A 16,203-nucleotide genomic window follows, 5' to 3' on the forward strand; every position below is an offset into this window, starting at 1 on the left:
ACCATTATACGGACTTTATCCCACGAGCGCTTTTGTGTCGGTTCTGAAAAAATTTTTATTCATAATGTCCTCCTAAAAATATTTTGTATATTTCCCTCTCGTTAAATTGTTTACATGCATTTTGAAGTTATCAAGGTACTAAGTTAACAGTAATGAAAAATAGGACAAGAGCCGTCATGCTGATCATTTCCCAGCTTTTTAAATGCAAATGTTTGCCAAACGTCCGCTGCTTGCTTCGGCCATAGCCTTTTAACTCCATTGCAAGAGCGATATCTGAAGTATGCCGGACTGTGCGATAGAGCAACGGCATAAACGTTAACGGAAGATTTTTGATTCTATTTTTAATCCCTTCCGAGGGATAACCCCGAACCGATTGACTCTCTGAAATTGCCAGATACTCCTTTTGCATCAGAGGAAAAAAACGTTTTGTCATAACGACCAACATAGCATAACGATAAGGAACACCCCACACTATAAGCATTAAAGCCGCATCTATGGCAGAAGTCCAGGTCGTAAACTGAACAGCAGCCAAAGTCACGGCTGCCGTGCGGGAAATACCCAAAGCAGCAGCCGGAATAGCGCCTGTATAAACAGACAGAATACCCCATTTCCAGAGAATATCTCCATCCCGGCAGAACAATAGCTGTATGACAACAATCTGCGAGGCTACTAAAAGCATTATTGGCAGCAGTATTTTATATTTTTTTAAATGGTTAGAAAAAATACAGTCCGTAATCATTACCAATGCAATCATCCCAATTTCCAGAATCAGATTCTGCGAAAACAAAGCCGTAAGGATCAGTGTTAAACACCATACCAACTTCGTACGTGGATCAATTTTTTCAATGAAATCCATAATCAACGCCTTCCTTCTGGAAATCTAACCCGATGTCTTTAAGGGTCTTTTCATAAGAACCAATCTCTTGGGCCGGAATATCCAATGCCAGACGGTGCTTGTGCATTGCCACAATACGATTGGCATATTGTTTGGCCAAACCCAGATCATGGGTAACGAGAATAACTGTTTTACCTTGCTGCTGAAATGCTGAGAGCAGCTCCATGATCACGACACTTTGTTCTTCATCTAAGCCTGAGGTCGGTTCATCAGCCATGATAATCTCAGGATCTCCTACTAAAACAGAGGCAATTGCCAGTTTCTGACGCTGGCAACGGCTGAGCCTATGCGGATGGATATCGGCGTATGCCAACAGCCCGACTTCAGTCAAAATTCCATTCACTTTCTCTTCAATTTCCCCTCTCGGCAGTTTCCTTGTTCTTAAAATAAATGCTACCTCGTCTTTTACTGTATTCGAAAAAATTTGAAGATCAGGGTTTTGAAACAGAAAACCTATTTGACTGCGTATGGTTGCAAAATTTCTTTTGGTTAGGGGTTTGCCAAATATCTGAATTGCACCAGCATCCGGGACAAGCAGACCTTCCATTAACTTTAAGAGCGTCGTTTTGCCTGAACCATTGAGTCCAATCAACCCAATAAAATCGCCGTGATTAATCGACAAATCAATTTTCTCACATCCCTTAAAATCCCCTTTATAGGTAAAGGTTAGATCCTTCACTTCAATTATTTTTTTATCTGTTGCTGTAATATTTTTTGCTGGGCTAGTTTTTTTATTTAACCGTTCTAGATAGTCATCAGGGCTGCATTCTTCTTTAATGGCTCCTTCAGCCATGATAAGAATACGATTGGTATAGGGGAGAATATCGCAGGCCCGGTCCATTACCATAATCACGGTAACTCCCTTTTCTCTGTTTAAATAAGCGATATGAGAATAGAGGTCTTGTTTTCCCTTTCCGTCTAATTCTGCGGTGGGCTGATCTAAAACAAGAATAGGAGTTTCCATCGCTAGAACACTTGCCAATACCACTCTTTGAGCTTGACCGCCGGACAGCCCATCCGTATTTCTTTGTTCAAAACCCTCCAGTCCAACGAATTGTAAAGTTTTTTTGACTCTATTCTTAATTTCCTCCCAAGGAAGTTCCATATTGGCAATGCCGAAAGCAACCTCTTCCGCCGCCGTGATACTGACAATCTGATTTTGCGGCTCCTGCATCATATAACCGATGTAATCGCACATTTTTGCTAAGGGGATTTCATGGATGTTTTGCCCCATCACCTTAATGGTACCGTTTAACTGCCCATTGAAAAATTGAGGCGCTGCTCCGGTGATGCTATGAAGCAACATCGATTTGCCCGATGCAGCTTCCCCTGTAATAGCAATGAAATCTCCTTGATTAATGGTTAAGTCAATATCTTTTAATACTTTTTTTGTTTCAGGCGGAAAAGCAAGAGATTCTATTTTAAGCTGTACCGCAGGTTCCATCGGATGAAAGCCTCCATATAAAAATCTAAACTATGTAAACGACATGCATACAAAAAAAGTTCCAGTTTTGAGAGATACTAACTCTCAAACTGAAACTTTACCATTGCTTCATGTTGATATCTTCATTGGCAGGTCTTCTGACTCATAGCTTTAACCGATTTCTGTGCCTTCCCGATTTCTCAGTGGCATCGTACAGTCATCACAGCTATTTACAGCGGCGGGTCCGTCCAGGAATTGCACCTGATTCCCTATTCTTCTCGATAAGAGACACCAAAAAAGAATGTATGATTATTACGTCTTATTCTAAATGAAATTGAAGAAAAGTCAAGAGAAAAGATGGTGAGATTTTAACATTTGCAGCCAGGACTACATTTCCCAGATGAACAGGTTTTACCACCTTTAACTCCATAGGCATTAACCGTTGTAAACCGCTGAGTTATTTTATCATCAGCGCACTGCGGACATATTTGTTTGTCTCTTGAACTAACACTACAAAAAACAGAAAACTTGTGACCACACTTTTCGCAGATAAAGTCATAAGTTGGCATTTAATAACCTCCTAAAAAATCTTTTCTTTATCAAATCAATAATAAATTCATTGAATCCCCAACATTATATCCGTATGACATCAGGAGAAAATACTAGTACCATGTCAACCCTAAATCTATATATCCTGGCGGCAGATTTCTGTTAATACTGCGTTGTCGTCAATCACCATACGCTCGGTATGCCTCAATCCTCCGCCTTGTCTTAAAAGAAATCTGCTCCCCATTATATTACAGTTTTAAGGTTGACAAGGTACTAGCTGGTCTTAATTGTAGATCTTTAAATATGTTTCTGCCAGTTTTTTAGACGGCTATAATCCTGTATAATGATCCCTCCATATATTGGCCGTATAATGTTCTCAGATTTTAAGTCGCGAAATAATTTTGACACCGTTACTCTTGTTGTATCTGCAAGTTCAGCCAAATCTTGTTGATTGATAAACAGTTGCATCCCTTGTTGATCTGCAAGTGCACATAAAGTTTCGATAATTCTATGGTCTACCTTGTAAGTGTAATGTTTCTGCAGCCGGCTTATATGGTTATTACTTTTCATTGAAAGGTCGTAGAGCAGCTCTTCAGTAAGCGTAAAATCAGACTTCATCAAACTTTTCATTTCCTGAATTGAAATTGCAGCGGCTACTGTGTCTTCAACAGCCGTAAATGAACCGAGAGGGGGAATACCGGTAAACAATGGCGCAATCATAAATAAATTATTTGCACCCAAGACATCAATGAGAACCTCATTGCCTTCTTCGTCAACTTTCGAATATTCAACCGTCCCTGTAAAAATATATAATAGCTTCTCAATCGTAATGCCTTGTTTAATAATAATGCTTCCTTTGGGATATAACAATCTTTCTCTATCCGCAAAAACTTTCTTCCAACCATCTATTGGCGACCGGAATAATTTTGTGTGTTTCAGCCATGGTAGATCATTATCACTCATGATTACACTCCCTTGTACTTAGCCTTATACTTAGACTAATTAATATGTGAAAATGTAATTATGTTGTTTCCTTGTCCTGCCTAAATCTCCTGATAATTAGAGATATGGGCAGACAGAACTACCCTTACCTTGATTATATATTATTTTTCTTCGTGGATATAGTATGCAGATAATGGACATCTAACGGCGAGCGTCAATTTAATTAACGCTGGTGAATGGTTATAAAAGTTGTTTTATGTTGCTAAATAGTAAGAGTATAACTAAAAATAAGATTGTCGCTGTCAAAGTACAGAAAAATATTTCCTTAGAGCCAAGGTGCCTCATAGTGACCTTCCTTTATTCGTTAGAATACCTTGTTCCTGTTTCTTTTGGAAAAGGGAATTTACGAACCGTCTTGCTTTCATTATGATTTCATTTATCACCCCGACTGGGCAAAAGTATAAACACCAAAATCTTCTAATAAACAACGATACAACCAGGATAATGCTGAGCAGTATCCATTGCACACTCACCCCCTGAAATCCAAAAAGGACTCCAAAGGGTTCATAACTGCCCCCTACACTGGGTGATTTCAAGCAGAAGCATAAAATCAGCACGATCCAGACTAACACGTATTTAATTTTTTGCAGCGATGTCGCTACATTATGATTACATTTTAGTTTTCCGCCTCCGATTTTTGCCAGTATTTCCTGAATTCCTCCAAAAGGACATAACCAATAACAGTATAGATTCTTCCCGCTTAAGAAGATAATTAATGGAATCCCGACGATCAAAATATACCAAAAAAGATTTTGTTTAAAAGCTGGGAAGAATCCCATTAATCCACTGGCAATGTTTGCAAGCGAAATTGAACAGTTAAACCAGAAACCTGTAAAAAATATACTGCATATAATAACTATCCATCGCAGCTTCTTGATTTTCAAACGCACTCCTATGATCGTTGCAAATATTAATAAAGCCAAACCTATTTCTTTGATCCCCAAATTAATATTCTCCGAAGGCTCTGAAATATTCAAGCCAAATTGGTTTCTACCCAACCCGTGACTAGCCTGGTGGACTGCATTGGTAATCCCTCTCGATGAAAGCGTAGCGCCCGTCACCCTGTCAATATCCCGACCAATTTCCAGCGGTTCATCTACAGCTTTACCTATAAATTGTTTCGGAAAATCCCCACTCAAAACTGAATGAATATAGGATGGTGTTTCCGTAGCATACCCTACAACCTGGACTTTTAAAATGTTACCATTGGAATCTGTAGCCGTTAAGACAGATACAGGACCGCCATAGCCGTTTCCTTGACCAAAAACTACGTATCCCTGCAGCGTATACTGACCGTTGATATTCTTATAGCCTGCATAGGTCAGAGGGTGAGTTTCAATCGCTTTAAACTCCTGAGCATCGCTCAGCATAGAGGGTAAGAATTGCTGGACATCCATCTGTCTGCCCTTAAAACTAAACAATAATGCGATCATTAAAGATCCAAAAAACATAAATAAGAACAGTTTTTTTAAATGAATTTTAGACAAAATTACACATCTCCCGGTATACCATCGTTTATTATATCCGCACTACGCGCCTTTCTCAGCACTTCTCGCCTCAAATTGAAACATAGTGCATGTAGTTCCAAGTCTTGTTAGATCCGGCTACAAGAGTGTCCCTCAAATCTTCTCGAACTGCCAACCACGCTTTTACGGCAACGGTTCGACTGCCCAGCGATTATGTTTTTGTTTTCTCTCTGGGCAGCAAACCATTCAGCCTTACCTTAAAACTGAGAACAAAAATAATTACATTTTAGATGCATTATCAGTTATTTTTGCTTTCGGTACAGTAAAAAACCAACGCCAGATCCCGACTCCTGAAATTACAGTGATTGCAGTCAAAAAGACTCCTCCCATTAAAGCAGCACGTGACTCATTTTCACCGAGACTAGTGAAAATAAATATATCCGTTAAAAAGAGTAATAAAACCCACGCACAAACGACTAACCATTTCCACCAATTTAAGCTTTGACCACGCTGCTTCGACCATGAATACAACCAATACACAGCTACTGCTGTTCCCATTCCTGCAATGAACGAATAAAGGCTCATCCGCTATCCCTCCTATTTCTTAAAGATGCCTTCCGGTATTCCGTCAAAGAACATATCCGTTCTCATCCACCAAGGCACGTCTTTATAAGTCGCCCACGTCGGAGCATTATAATCGTCCTTTGACGGACTCGGATAAAAGCTCTTTTGCCCCCATAGCATGATTTGATGTGCTATTCCGGTTCGATCTCTTACAGCCAATTCACGGCTATACTTATGCAATGCATTATCATATCTGCGCCACGGACACACAGAATAACAAACACCGCACATATGCCTGACGGGAACAGAAGCATAATAGTTCTGACATTTTTCTCTGTCTGACATCCAACGTACCACGCCATCGTCCTGCAGTTCGGGTTGTCCGGCTGGAATAGAGCCACCAGGACATTTTTCCGCACAAATACCACACTTGTCGCAGAAATCTTTTAAGCCCATGTTGATTGGCCGATCTGGCTCCATAGGAAGATTTGTCAGTACAACAGCCAATTTTACCGAGGGTCCAAATTCAGGTGTAACCAATATGCCGGGCCTTCCCATCTCACCTAATCCGGCATCAATTGCTAACGGTGTGGGTAAAAGTTCATCCCACCCTATAATTGGGTTTCCGTTATATCTGGCAGGATAGCCCAAAGCTTTGATAAAACCTGTAAGTCTTGCAGCAGCAAGACCTGACCGCGTATATGCCTCAAATGGACTGTAAAAAAGCGGTGTTGCTTCTATTAAATTAGGTTCATGGGGTACAGCAATGACAATTGCATATTGCCACCAATCCGGGATGTCTATGGGACCACCTCTTACCCCTCTTGGCGTTATTGGATCGATTCCTACCGCAGCTAAAATTGGAAGCATCCTGGGGTCCACGCCACCACCCCAGCCTAAGATCCACCTCGGATTGACTTTCGTAATACCCACTAAAGTCCCACCAAAGAGGCCTGCCATTTTTTTAATGAGTTTGCTTGTTTCTTTTGGATCCTTAACTTTTAATGGTTCTTTGATTACACCCTTAAAGTCCCACTCTTTTGGGTCCCCTACTAAGGGAGCAAGCATGCTGGTCCAAGCCTTGTTCCATGCGGTTGCAATCCCCCACATATCCTTATTCATTTTTTTCTCTTCTTCAGCGAGGTTCGGAAGAAGTTTGGTGAACCATGCTCTATCGCTTTCCAGTTTATCAGGATGCTTTGCGTAATATTCCTTCAATCTGGGCATTAAATTTTCTTCGCCTTTTTGGCTTAGTAAAGCATCTTCCTGATAGTACAGACGACGAAAGGTTGGTGAATCAACGTCTTGATCCACACGATTGACTGGTCCTTTAATCTCATAGCCAGGCTTATCTACTCTAAATGGCTCACGATTAAAATATACTTCCCCTTGTTCTGATTCCCATCCCATCATCGTATCAATGGACTTTGCATCACCAAAGCTGCTGGCAGCAATTCCCCCGAGTGCCGCTACACCTCCAGCAAGCCCGGCAAATTTAAATAAAGAACGTCTGCTGATTTGAACGGATTTAATCTTGTCTACTACCGAGCCATTTTCTAACTGGTTATTTTCCATCCTGTTCACTCCATTCCAATTTGTGAAAATAAAAAAGATCATGTTAAAAGTCCCTTAGATGCTATACATTTGCGCAATGAAGTCATGGTTTTTTAGACTCGTGAGTCTATACCTCTCCTCCTTTACTTAAAATACAGATCATATCTTAAACATGAGCGCTCGTATTCAGTTTATAGCAGTCAACTTTTTGTGTATGTTAAACAAATACTTTTCTGAATATTCAGAAAAGTCAAATGTAAACAAAGGAGCAATAGACTATTTCAGACTAATGCTCCCCAAAAATATTTGCCTTATTTTACATAGTTTCGGAGTTTACGCACAGAGTTTCTTAGTTTTTGTTTAGTATTATTCGGACTCCTGAACCTGAATCCCCCAATGTGCAAGTTGTTTTAGAATCGGCATCAAGTCACTACAAAGGTCCGTCAATGCATATTCAACCCTCACCGGCATCTCCATATATTGTTTGCGGTAGATAAGACCGTCTTCTTCCAATTCCTTCAATGAACTTGCCAACATCGTATTTGTTATGCCTCTAATCTTGCGTTTCAGTTCATTATACCTTGTTATACCGTCTTGATTAAGCGCGCATAAAATAGGCACTTTCCATTTTCCGCCTATTAACCTTAGTGCGCTTCCTAATGGACAGTCCTCCATACATGGGCAGTTATTTCTGCATGCGCTGCTGTTTTGATCGCTTTTCATAGTCAGTTCTTCCTTACCTACTCATCATTTTCTGCGTACTTGAAAAATAAAATACAGATGGTAATATTGTACTAGGTAGTAAAACTAAAGTAAAGACGATCAAAAAATATTAAGGAGATGACGAGATGGTTATTAATGAAGAGATCAAAGCAGTCATTGAGGGTTCGGCCTTCCTCTCCCTTGTTACGCTAGGTACAGATGGCATTCCTCACCCAATCATTGCAGGCAAAGGCGAAGTTGTAGACGACACAGTAGTTTTCGGCATTTACAAAATGGAAGTAACACAGCAGAATTTAGCAGCTAACAAAAATACATGGGTTGTTGCAGCCACAATGAACAGCGGACCTAAAGGCTATCGTCTCGCTGGGACAGCTGAGGTCAAGGATAAACAGCTCATTTTCACCCCGTCAAAAATTGATGCTCTGATATAGACCTTCATACTTTAAGAGGCGCATATCAACCCTCCCTGTAGGGACAGAAAAAGCCAGGATTTCTTCCTGGCTTTAGGCTGTGTAAATAATCTGCAATTTTTGATATATCTTTTTGTACCAATGTTTTTCTTATTGTCTTTTTAAAAGAGTGAAAGAAAAGTTACATATGCAAAGATCATTTCCTGCCCAATATCCCAATTCATACCCATCGCAGGATCTTTATCTGCGAGCTCCGGATGCTGTTTAACTATATCACTCCAAGAGATCAACAATTGTTCTTCCATCGTGAAGCACCTCCTATTTATAAATGCCATATTCCATGACAAATTTATTTACAGCGATGATATTTTCTGCCTTGCCATCAGCTGGTGCAAGAAGTTCTTTATCGGTACCAAAAATGTAACCGCCGCCTTCCATACCGTCGATTAATTCTTTTGCTTTGGCGATACATTCTTCCTTCGTGCCATATTGCAGCAAGGTAGCAGGGAAAAGCCCGATGACACACAAGGTGTCTGTCAGTTTTTGTTTAAGTTCCTTGGGATCACCATGTTCGAACCAGCCCCCTGTTTTCTTGGCCGGCAATTCTTGAAGATGATTGTAATAACGCGACCAATCGCCTTCGTAGAACGGTATGACATAGACATTATGGGCAGCAAAAAACTCCATGATCATTTTAAATGACGGCCAGTAAAACTTGTCAAAGTCCGCTGTTTTAAGCATCGGAGGTAAATGCAGCGGGAAAAGAAGGACCTTTGGATTTGGTTTCGGCGGACCCATGTGCACCTGGCCCATGCCAAGCCTGATGACCAACGGTGTAAATGCCTGGACAGCCTCAGCGAATTCCGCCGGACGACGGCGAATATCCATGAATGCGTTTTTAATTCCCCGGAAGAAATCTGCAATCCAATCCAATGGGTGTAAAATAATGCCGTCAAATAGCAAAGGCATTCCGTATTGTGCGGCAAGCGAACCCTCTATAGCTCCCTTTTGGCCGCCATACATTCCAAACTTCATGGCACCTTTGGCAAATGCTAAATCCCTCATCGGGGAATCCTTAGCCAGTTCGGCATATTTTCGCGGCAAGATCTTTTCTACTAAAAACCTGAATGGATCTTTAATAAATTCTGGATATTCATCATCATTCATCATTTTGGCAGACTCGTCAGAATATTGGACGATATTGCTGTCACTTAAATAGTGGAATGCCTTGCTCCCCAACGCCTGATACACGCCACCCGGCCTGTTATAAATCATATGGATCATATCCACTGAAAGCTCATCTGCCACTTTCATTAGGGCTTTACCGCATTTATCCGTATCCCAATTGGTTTCTGCATCGGTATACCCTGCAAAGTAAGAACTCCAAGTACCATAAGTACCCAGTACCGGAACACGGTCTGCTTGTTCCAACCTTAAGGTTTTAAAAACACGATCCAAACGTTCTTGATAGAGGTTCATAACTTCACTCATTAATCAACCCACCCATCTTTGGCATATTTTTACGCCTTCAGCCGCGTTTGTTGAAAAGGCATCCGCCCCTATGCTTTTACATACATTCTCATTAACGGGTACTCCGCCGATAATCACCTTGACTGAATTTCTAAAGCCTGCTTCAGTAAGCGCATCAACTGTTTCTTTCATACTGTCCAGCGCCAAAGTCAGTACACCGCTTAATCCGACAATATCTGGGTTTACTTCTTTTACCTTGTCCACAATCTGGTTAACCGGAACATTGATCCCTAAGTCGATCACCTCAAAATTTGCGGCTTCAACCATGGATCTGAATATATTTTTGCCGATATCATGAAGGTCTCCAAAAACTGTGGCCAGGACAATTTTTCCGCCTTTTGCTGAGGAACCTGCACTTAAAGCCGGTTTGAGCTTGTCCATTACGCTTTGCAACATTTCCCCGGCGAAGACCAGGTCTCCGATAAAGTACTCGCCCGAATCATAACGTTCACCTACGAGCGTCATACCTTGCTGACAGGCTTTAACAACTTCTTGAACTTCTGCGGCATTGTTGTCTTTGCTTAGCACTTCATCGATCGCCTTGTTTAGCACGTCTTCGTCCAAATCGGACATTGCTTGGGTCAGAACTTTCAGATCCACCACTTCAAATCATCCTCCTTGAATTTTTCATTTTACCGGTTGTGTCTGCAGCTTTTAGCCTGGAATGATTTTCATTCCATTTTATTGTGTATACAAGTAAATATATCACATGCTAACAATGTATGCTTTAGTTCGCGCTTAGATTTTTTTATATTCTTCTAAATTTTCAGTTATCATTTTTTGGATCAAATTTAATTTATAATAATTCACAAGCGCTAGGTTATATTACTTAGAGAACTGTACTTTAACGTAATATAAATTATTTTGGTCTTCCGACAATCCCTTTGCTTTTCTGTAGATTATATTACTTTTAAAAAATGCAAACTGTGTATCGATTCACATATTTCCAGAAACAGACATGATATGATAAATTCAGGGGAATTTATATTATCGAGGTGATTACAGTGTTTGATTATTCGCATTTTCCGTGGGAACCTTCATCTGAAGAATTATTTGATTTTATGAAGAAGAATGGTCAACGTTTTACTGTAAGCAAAGGAGAAAAAGTCATAAACACTGGTGAAAAAATAAAATATATCCAGTGTGTCGAAAAAGGAACATTAAAGGCTATGATGTTAAGTAAAGACGGAAGACAAAGAACAGTGAGCATCATTCAAGCTGGAGGAATTTACGGTTTCGTTCCCGTACTTTTGGGAGTAGAATCGTCTCCCCTTGAGATAAGAGCTTGGGAAGACAGCACAATTTGTTATATCACTAAAGACCAAGCTTTTGAAAAAATTAATGACAACCCGGTTCTGGCATTTGCTTTTATGAACTACTTGAGTAATTACGCCATTGCGCTTGTAGAAAATTTCGAATCTCTTTGGTTTTTTAATCCAAGACAGCGGTTTTTACTCTTCTTACGTAATCTTTATTCGCTTAATCATTTAGAATATGATCATTGGTATAAAGCCCCTTACGTCCTTACTCATCAGGAAATCGCCGAATCTATTGGTGCTACGCGTGAATTTGTTACGAAACAATTTTCTGATTTAAAAAACAAAGGCATGATCAAAGTCATCGATCGGAATATCTATTTCCCTAAAGACTTCAAATCATGGGTTGAATCGCAATTATAACTTTTTATTCTACTGAAAAGTTATGCATATCAATATTTTCTGGAATTTCAGGCTCCTGAAGAGTTTGGGATTCCATATTAATTTTCTGAGCATTTAAGTCTGCAACAGAATTAGAATCTATGTTCTGCCAAAAGATCAGACCGATTAATACAAGGGTAACGACACATAAAGCATGGTTTAGGATATTACCAATATTGTATTTATTATTCATTTTCTCCCTCTCGTTGATTTAATTACACCTACTCGTTTTTATTCATCGGCATTTGGTGCCGGGTAACCTTCTCAGGTGAGTGTACCAGTTTTCCGAGTCTACGCCTGATTTTGGCGCAAATATCCAAAAAAGCACCTACTGGACAGAAGCAATCGCACCAGAACCGATAGATAAAGATAGACACTGTTATAATCACAAGCAATAATAGCCAATTAAGAACAGTCCCTGTAAGCCCAAACAACGTACCAAATGGTTCATAACTGCCAATCGCCGGGTTCCGGTACAGAAAAGTTAAAAGTAAACCTGACCACAACAGTATCTTAGGCAATAATTTCAGGGCCTGATTAGATACTCTTCGGCACTTGCTGCGACCTCTTACCATACTTGTTAATTCTTGTACCCCCCCGAAAGGACACAGCCAGTAACAGTATAGGTTGCGTCCTGAAAAGAGAGCGATCCCTAAACCACCTAGTACGATTACATACCAAATCATATTACTGTGTATAGGGGGCCAATACCCCATCAATAATGCCGAGATAGAAGATAAGGAGATCTGGATCTTAAGCCAGAACCCAAAGATAACAACTGCAGCAAGTAAGGTAATATACCGTATCTTGGACTTCTTCAACACTAAGCTTAGGACCAATACGGCTAAAAACAGAATGATTGCGCTTGCTTCCGCTAACCCAAACTTCCAGGATTCCGGCTTTTCCGATATACTTAGACCAAGTTGATTGACGGCCACTTCATGACTTCCCTGTTGTACAGCATTGGCGATAGCCCTGGAACTTACTGTAGCCCCGGTGACGGAATCAATGTCAGCACCCAGTTCAATCGGATCATTTGCTTTTATGTTCTTGAACTGATCCAGGAATTTTGCCTTTAAGACTTTGTTCAAAAAACTGGAGGTCTCTCTACTCTCCACCACCACAACTTGTTGGATCTCCCCCAGCGGATCGATTACTGTAGCTATCTTCAATGGCCCGCCATAACCATTGGCCTCTCCAAAAACGACATAATAATGATCCTTACCGTTGCTTTGATCAGCTTTAAATGTTGGAGGGTTGTTATTTATTTCTTCGAAGCTTGTTTGCGGCAAAATTTGTTTCATGTAAAGGAGCTCGTCCTTCTCTGCTGCCATATTGGAATATGCCAAAACCCCGATCAACATGGCAACCGCAACAACTATCATTATGCGTTTCAACATTATTGCTTCCTCCAGAAGTATGACTAATAACTGGGTTGACAAATGAAGTACATAAAAACCTAATAATGATATGCCGGCTCCCGCTTGAGGGCCGGCATATCTTTTATCGTTCTACTTACTTCCTTGGAAAGAATTTATTAGGATCCTGCGCCCACCAGCTTGCCACATCTTTGGGTTCTGAATAACCTAACATTTTTTCCATCTTAACAAGCGTGGACCCTAGCGTCGGTGCCAAATGCGCTGCTAACTTATGCATTTCAGTTTTGGGTTTATTATATGGACAATAATGAACACAGTTACCACAAGCACTTATATTGTGATCATCCCAATACGCTTTGCATTTACAAGCATCGATCGGCCATTTTTTGACACCAGAATTTGTAGTGGAATATACGGCTTCGGCAGTACGATGATTATCCTTGGGAATAGACCCGGAAGGACAGTTATCAGCGCAAACCGCACAGGTCTCGCAGAATTTGGTCACTCCCATATCTATAGGTTTATCCGGCTGGATAGGCATGTCGGTGATCACACCGCAAATACGCAGGCGAGGTCCAAAGTCTGGGTTGATAAGCAGACCATTCCGTCCCATTTCCCCTAGCCCTGCATCAACAGCCATCGGAATTCCCAATCCTGGTCCATAACTGCCAAATGGCCAAGCACGGTAACCCATATAATTAATAAAGAGAGCCAAGTGCATAATCAAGAATTTATCAAAGCTGTACGCCCGATACGTTTCAGCTACTTCAACACAGGAAAGGGTACGCTGGTAAGCCTCGTAGTCCATTTCAATACCACAGACGATAACGTTATTCATCTCTTGAGGCAATTCATCATCTACATTCGGCAGTTGTAATTTCTTTCTTTCTTCGGGTGTCATCACCGGTCCCAACAGACCATTTTGAAGACCGAATACTTTTTCAAAAAGACGTTTAGCATCCGTCTTCCAATTCTCGGCGTGATACCGGTGACTATAAAGCCAATCTCTATTAAGCTTACATGTCCCGACAACGCTTGCGCCATAATGCTTAGCGGCCATTTTCACGGTCTGGGCTGCTTCTTCCGGACTACACTTGTATGGTTGTGTTAATCCCGGAGGAAGCTCCGGCTCCCATAGATGCGAAGCAGCAAAGCTACCAACTTTAAACATCAGCGCGGAACTCATAAATAATGACAGATCACGATGATCAAATCCCGGTTTTGGTGTACCGGAAGCGATGTTTTTTACAGTATCATGAAGCGCTGTCATCCCTTGCGGGCCAAACATATAGAACGACTGGCTTTCGTCCCAATACCCGCGGGAATGGGCGTTATTTCTATTATCAAACCGCCCAACTTCACCTTCAACCTCATAAGGCGGTTTATCCACTCTGGGGTATTCCAGCGCACTCGCGGCACCGTCTCCGAGTAATTTCTCTCTTGTTCCGGGCGTAAGTGTCAATATACTGGTCAGAGCTCCAGTCAGTGCAGTGCTTTTTAGAAAGGACCTTCTGCTAAGTTTCTTAGACATTTATGCTTTTTCTCCTTTCATTAATTTGGCAATCGTATTTTTTACAAAAGATTTGCTGACCAATAATTGAGCAACAGCAACAATAACGACCCCAATAATACCCATCAGGAATAATCCGACTATTCCGGCTTTGGGTTGCCCCTCCCATACTCCCATGTAGAGCCAATATACTAAAAAATCTACATAGAGTGTAACAAATATTGATAATACCCAGTTCCAGATGCCAAACTTGCGATTCTTCTTCTCCACAGTCTTTTTGTATAATTGAATAAGCAATACAGTAGCAAGACCCAAAATATATGCGATAATTCCACCCATACTATCGACCACGTCTCCCTTCTTTTCTACTTTTCCTTCTCTTTGTAATTTTTGCTTTTTTACCATTTTTTACCTGAACCTAATAAACACAATCATTAATGGGAACTTTTCATGTATTTTTCACGCCATATCCCCTCCTTGTGAATACTTTTTTAAACTTCATACGTCATCCGCTTAATAATATAAAGCATAATGTTTGAATTTTCTGTGTTACGATACACATAACATAACAAGAGGCCGACCCAAAAGTTTAATTCTGAGTCGGCCTTGGTATATATTTTTTACCATTAACAAAAGTCAGTACTTTAAAACTTCATCAATCATAGAAGCTAATTTTGAAAGATTGTAAATGTAAATTCTATCTTTTGTTTTTTTGAGTATTCTCTGCTCTTCTAGCATCTTAAACAGTTTACTCACTGAAACATAATGAGTTCCAGTAATGTCTCCGATGGTTTTTTGCGTTAGTTTGGTGTTTATAATGTAATAATTGTCAACAAACTTCCCTTCAGAGATACAGAGATTATATATAAACCGTAATATTCTGCTTGACGGCCGGTAATAACTTAAATCCCTTGTTTTAGCCATAAGACAATAAGACTTATCAAGAATATTCTGAATAACTCCTAGAAATACCTGTTTATCCTCATCAAATATTTCCAGAATATCTTCAAGCGCAAAAAAATAAACCGTACTTTTTCTGATCGCATAAACCTGAACTTCGCTATTGTCTTCATTTGAATTGATTGCTGCCCCGATCGTTTTTTCATTAATATGAAAAAGAAATTTGGTACAGCCATCATCTGAACCAATGCTTACACCCAGGCATCCAGACTTGACATAAAGAATAGAATTAGCATTTTTACCCTGAGCTTGAACAATTGCTCCTTTAGGAAATATACGTTTATGTGCCAGATGCAGGTACTTCTCTAGTCTTTCAGTTTGCTCAAAATTCTCAAGCATATAAGGTCGGGGAATTTGCTTCTTATTAATATCATCCATTATCTAATTCCTCCTTTTGCATATACTAATATCCTTTATCGATTCTTATGCTAAGATTAGATTTAGCAGGAGGTTGATAAAAGTGTATAAAATTAGTTTTAGATAATACAAAAAGATTAGATATTATGCCTTCACCTGCTAAAACAAATGAAGAATTGGGTCT

General features: G+C 40.2%; 18 protein-coding genes and 1 riboswitch. Of the genes, 2 read left to right on the plus strand and 16 right to left on the minus strand.

Annotation, left to right across the window (positions count from 1 at the left end):
* Positions 1-130: 130 nt before the first annotated feature.
* The 8 genes from A7K50_RS01385 to A7K50_RS01420 all read right to left on the minus strand — a co-directional run bounded on the left by A7K50_RS01385 (position 131) and on the right by A7K50_RS01420 (position 8,176).
* Entirely contained in the window at positions 131-856 is a 726-nt protein-coding gene (locus tag A7K50_RS01385) for an energy-coupling factor transporter transmembrane component T (protein ID WP_119774482.1), read from the minus strand.
* A complete protein-coding gene (locus A7K50_RS01390) occupies positions 843-2,339 on the minus strand; it encodes an ABC transporter ATP-binding protein (RefSeq protein WP_119774483.1) in 1,497 nt (498 codons plus the stop codon). The genes A7K50_RS01385 and A7K50_RS01390 overlap by 14 nt, the downstream gene beginning before the upstream one ends.
* A gap of 109 nt (positions 2,340-2,448) precedes the next feature.
* Positions 2,449-2,629: riboswitch (cobalamin riboswitch) on the minus strand.
* A 57-nt stretch (positions 2,630-2,686) separates the two neighbouring features.
* On the minus strand, positions 2,687-2,887 hold the full coding sequence (locus A7K50_RS01395; RefSeq protein WP_119774484.1) for a zinc ribbon domain-containing protein: 201 nt from the start codon (positions 2,885-2,887) through the stop codon (positions 2,687-2,689).
* A 277-nt stretch (positions 2,888-3,164) separates the two neighbouring features.
* Positions 3,165-3,830: a Crp/Fnr family transcriptional regulator gene (locus A7K50_RS01400; RefSeq protein WP_119774485.1), complete on the minus strand. Its 666-nt coding sequence runs from the start codon at positions 3,828-3,830 to the stop codon at positions 3,165-3,167.
* Positions 3,831-4,150: 320 nt separating this feature from the next.
* Positions 4,151-5,356, minus strand: coding sequence for a 4Fe-4S binding protein (locus A7K50_RS01405; RefSeq protein ID WP_019225851.1), 1,206 nt, complete (start codon positions 5,354-5,356; stop codon positions 4,151-4,153).
* 258 nt (positions 5,357-5,614) lie between these two features.
* Positions 5,615-5,920, minus strand: a complete 306-nt coding sequence (locus A7K50_RS01410) for a hypothetical protein (protein ID WP_015043197.1) — start codon at positions 5,918-5,920, stop codon at positions 5,615-5,617.
* 12 nt (positions 5,921-5,932) lie between these two features.
* Positions 5,933-7,474, minus strand: coding sequence for a reductive dehalogenase domain-containing protein (locus A7K50_RS01415; protein ID WP_019225850.1), 1,542 nt, complete (start codon positions 7,472-7,474; stop codon positions 5,933-5,935).
* A 345-nt stretch (positions 7,475-7,819) separates the two neighbouring features.
* On the minus strand, positions 7,820-8,176 hold the full coding sequence (locus tag A7K50_RS01420; protein ID WP_119774486.1) for a helix-turn-helix domain-containing protein: 357 nt from the start codon (positions 8,174-8,176) through the stop codon (positions 7,820-7,822).
* A gap of 125 nt (positions 8,177-8,301) precedes the next feature.
* Between A7K50_RS01420 and A7K50_RS01425 the strand changes: the two genes are divergently transcribed.
* A complete protein-coding gene (locus tag A7K50_RS01425; protein ID WP_119774487.1) occupies positions 8,302-8,607 on the plus strand; it encodes a pyridoxamine 5'-phosphate oxidase family protein in 306 nt (101 codons plus the stop codon).
* A 140-nt stretch (positions 8,608-8,747) separates the two neighbouring features.
* Here the strand turns inward: A7K50_RS01425 and A7K50_RS14115 are convergent, their stop codons facing one another.
* The 3 genes from A7K50_RS14115 to A7K50_RS01435 are packed head-to-tail and all read right to left on the minus strand — an operon-like array spanning position 8,748 to position 10,719.
* Complete coding sequence (locus tag A7K50_RS14115) at positions 8,748-8,891, minus strand: hypothetical protein (protein WP_020491072.1); 144 nt, start codon at positions 8,889-8,891, stop codon at positions 8,748-8,750.
* Positions 8,892-8,904: 13 nt separating this feature from the next.
* A complete protein-coding gene (locus A7K50_RS01430) occupies positions 8,905-10,077 on the minus strand; it encodes a uroporphyrinogen decarboxylase family protein (RefSeq protein WP_119774488.1) in 1,173 nt (390 codons plus the stop codon).
* Between the two features lie 3 nt (positions 10,078-10,080).
* A complete protein-coding gene (locus A7K50_RS01435; protein WP_020491074.1) occupies positions 10,081-10,719 on the minus strand; it encodes a cobalamin-dependent protein in 639 nt (212 codons plus the stop codon).
* A gap of 392 nt (positions 10,720-11,111) precedes the next feature.
* Between A7K50_RS01435 and A7K50_RS01440 the strand changes: the two genes are divergently transcribed.
* On the plus strand, positions 11,112-11,795 hold the full coding sequence (locus A7K50_RS01440) for a Crp/Fnr family transcriptional regulator (protein WP_243103601.1): 684 nt from the start codon (positions 11,112-11,114) through the stop codon (positions 11,793-11,795).
* 4 nt (positions 11,796-11,799) lie between these two features.
* Here the strand turns inward: A7K50_RS01440 and A7K50_RS01445 are convergent, their stop codons facing one another.
* The 5 genes from A7K50_RS01445 to A7K50_RS01465 form a co-directional block, all read right to left on the minus strand.
* Positions 11,800-12,006 carry a hypothetical protein gene (locus A7K50_RS01445; RefSeq protein WP_083916694.1) on the minus strand — a complete coding sequence of 69 codons (207 nt, stop codon included), beginning with the start codon at positions 12,004-12,006 and terminating at the stop codon, positions 11,800-11,802.
* A gap of 28 nt (positions 12,007-12,034) precedes the next feature.
* Positions 12,035-13,213 carry a 4Fe-4S binding protein gene (locus tag A7K50_RS01450; RefSeq protein ID WP_020491076.1) on the minus strand — a complete coding sequence of 393 codons (1,179 nt, stop codon included), beginning with the start codon at positions 13,211-13,213 and terminating at the stop codon, positions 12,035-12,037.
* A gap of 115 nt (positions 13,214-13,328) precedes the next feature.
* On the minus strand, positions 13,329-14,723 hold the full coding sequence (locus A7K50_RS01455; RefSeq protein ID WP_026156198.1) for a reductive dehalogenase: 1,395 nt from the start codon (positions 14,721-14,723) through the stop codon (positions 13,329-13,331).
* On the minus strand, positions 14,724-15,107 hold the full coding sequence (locus tag A7K50_RS01460) for a hypothetical protein (RefSeq protein WP_020491078.1): 384 nt from the start codon (positions 15,105-15,107) through the stop codon (positions 14,724-14,726).
* 231 nt (positions 15,108-15,338) lie between these two features.
* Entirely contained in the window at positions 15,339-16,040 is a 702-nt protein-coding gene (locus tag A7K50_RS01465) for a Crp/Fnr family transcriptional regulator (RefSeq protein WP_020491079.1), read from the minus strand.
* Between the last annotated feature and the right edge of the window lie 163 nt (positions 16,041-16,203).

Source organism: Dehalobacter sp. MCB1 (assembly GCF_003590275.1).
Lineage (GTDB): Bacteria > Bacillota > Desulfitobacteriia > Desulfitobacteriales > Syntrophobotulaceae > Dehalobacter.

Bases quoted from the DNA above. Each gene is read 5' to 3' on its own strand.
- A7K50_RS01385 (WP_119774482.1), bottom strand. From the start codon at position 856: ATGGATTTCATTGAAAAAATTGATCCACGTACGAAGTTGGTATGGTGT.
- A7K50_RS01390 (WP_119774483.1), bottom strand. From the start codon at position 2,339: ATGGAACCTGCGGTACAGCTTAAAATAGAATCTCTTGCTTTTCCGCCT.
- A7K50_RS01395 (WP_119774484.1), bottom strand. From the start codon at position 2,887: ATGCCAACTTATGACTTTATCTGCGAAAAGTGTGGTCACAAGTTTTCT.
- A7K50_RS01400 (WP_119774485.1), bottom strand. From the start codon at position 3,830: ATGAGTGATAATGATCTACCATGGCTGAAACACACAAAATTATTCCGG.
- A7K50_RS01410 (WP_015043197.1), bottom strand. From the start codon at position 5,920: ATGAGCCTTTATTCGTTCATTGCAGGAATGGGAACAGCAGTAGCTGTG.
- A7K50_RS01415 (WP_019225850.1), bottom strand. From the start codon at position 7,474: ATGGAAAATAACCAGTTAGAAAATGGCTCGGTAGTAGACAAGATTAAA.
- A7K50_RS01420 (WP_119774486.1), bottom strand. From the start codon at position 8,176: ATGAAAAGCGATCAAAACAGCAGCGCATGCAGAAATAACTGCCCATGT.
- A7K50_RS01425 (WP_119774487.1), top strand. From the start codon at position 8,302: ATGGTTATTAATGAAGAGATCAAAGCAGTCATTGAGGGTTCGGCCTTC.
- A7K50_RS14115 (WP_020491072.1), bottom strand. From the start codon at position 8,891: ATGGAAGAACAATTGTTGATCTCTTGGAGTGATATAGTTAAACAGCAT.
- A7K50_RS01430 (WP_119774488.1), bottom strand. From the start codon at position 10,077: ATGAGTGAAGTTATGAACCTCTATCAAGAACGTTTGGATCGTGTTTTT.
- A7K50_RS01445 (WP_083916694.1), bottom strand. From the start codon at position 12,006: ATGAATAATAAATACAATATTGGTAATATCCTAAACCATGCTTTATGT.
- A7K50_RS01450 (WP_020491076.1), bottom strand. From the start codon at position 13,213: ATGTTGAAACGCATAATGATAGTTGTTGCGGTTGCCATGTTGATCGGG.
- A7K50_RS01455 (WP_026156198.1), bottom strand. From the start codon at position 14,723: ATGTCTAAGAAACTTAGCAGAAGGTCCTTTCTAAAAAGCACTGCACTG.
- A7K50_RS01460 (WP_020491078.1), bottom strand. From the start codon at position 15,107: ATGGTAAAAAAGCAAAAATTACAAAGAGAAGGAAAAGTAGAAAAGAAG.
- A7K50_RS01465 (WP_020491079.1), bottom strand. From the start codon at position 16,040: ATGGATGATATTAATAAGAAGCAAATTCCCCGACCTTATATGCTTGAG.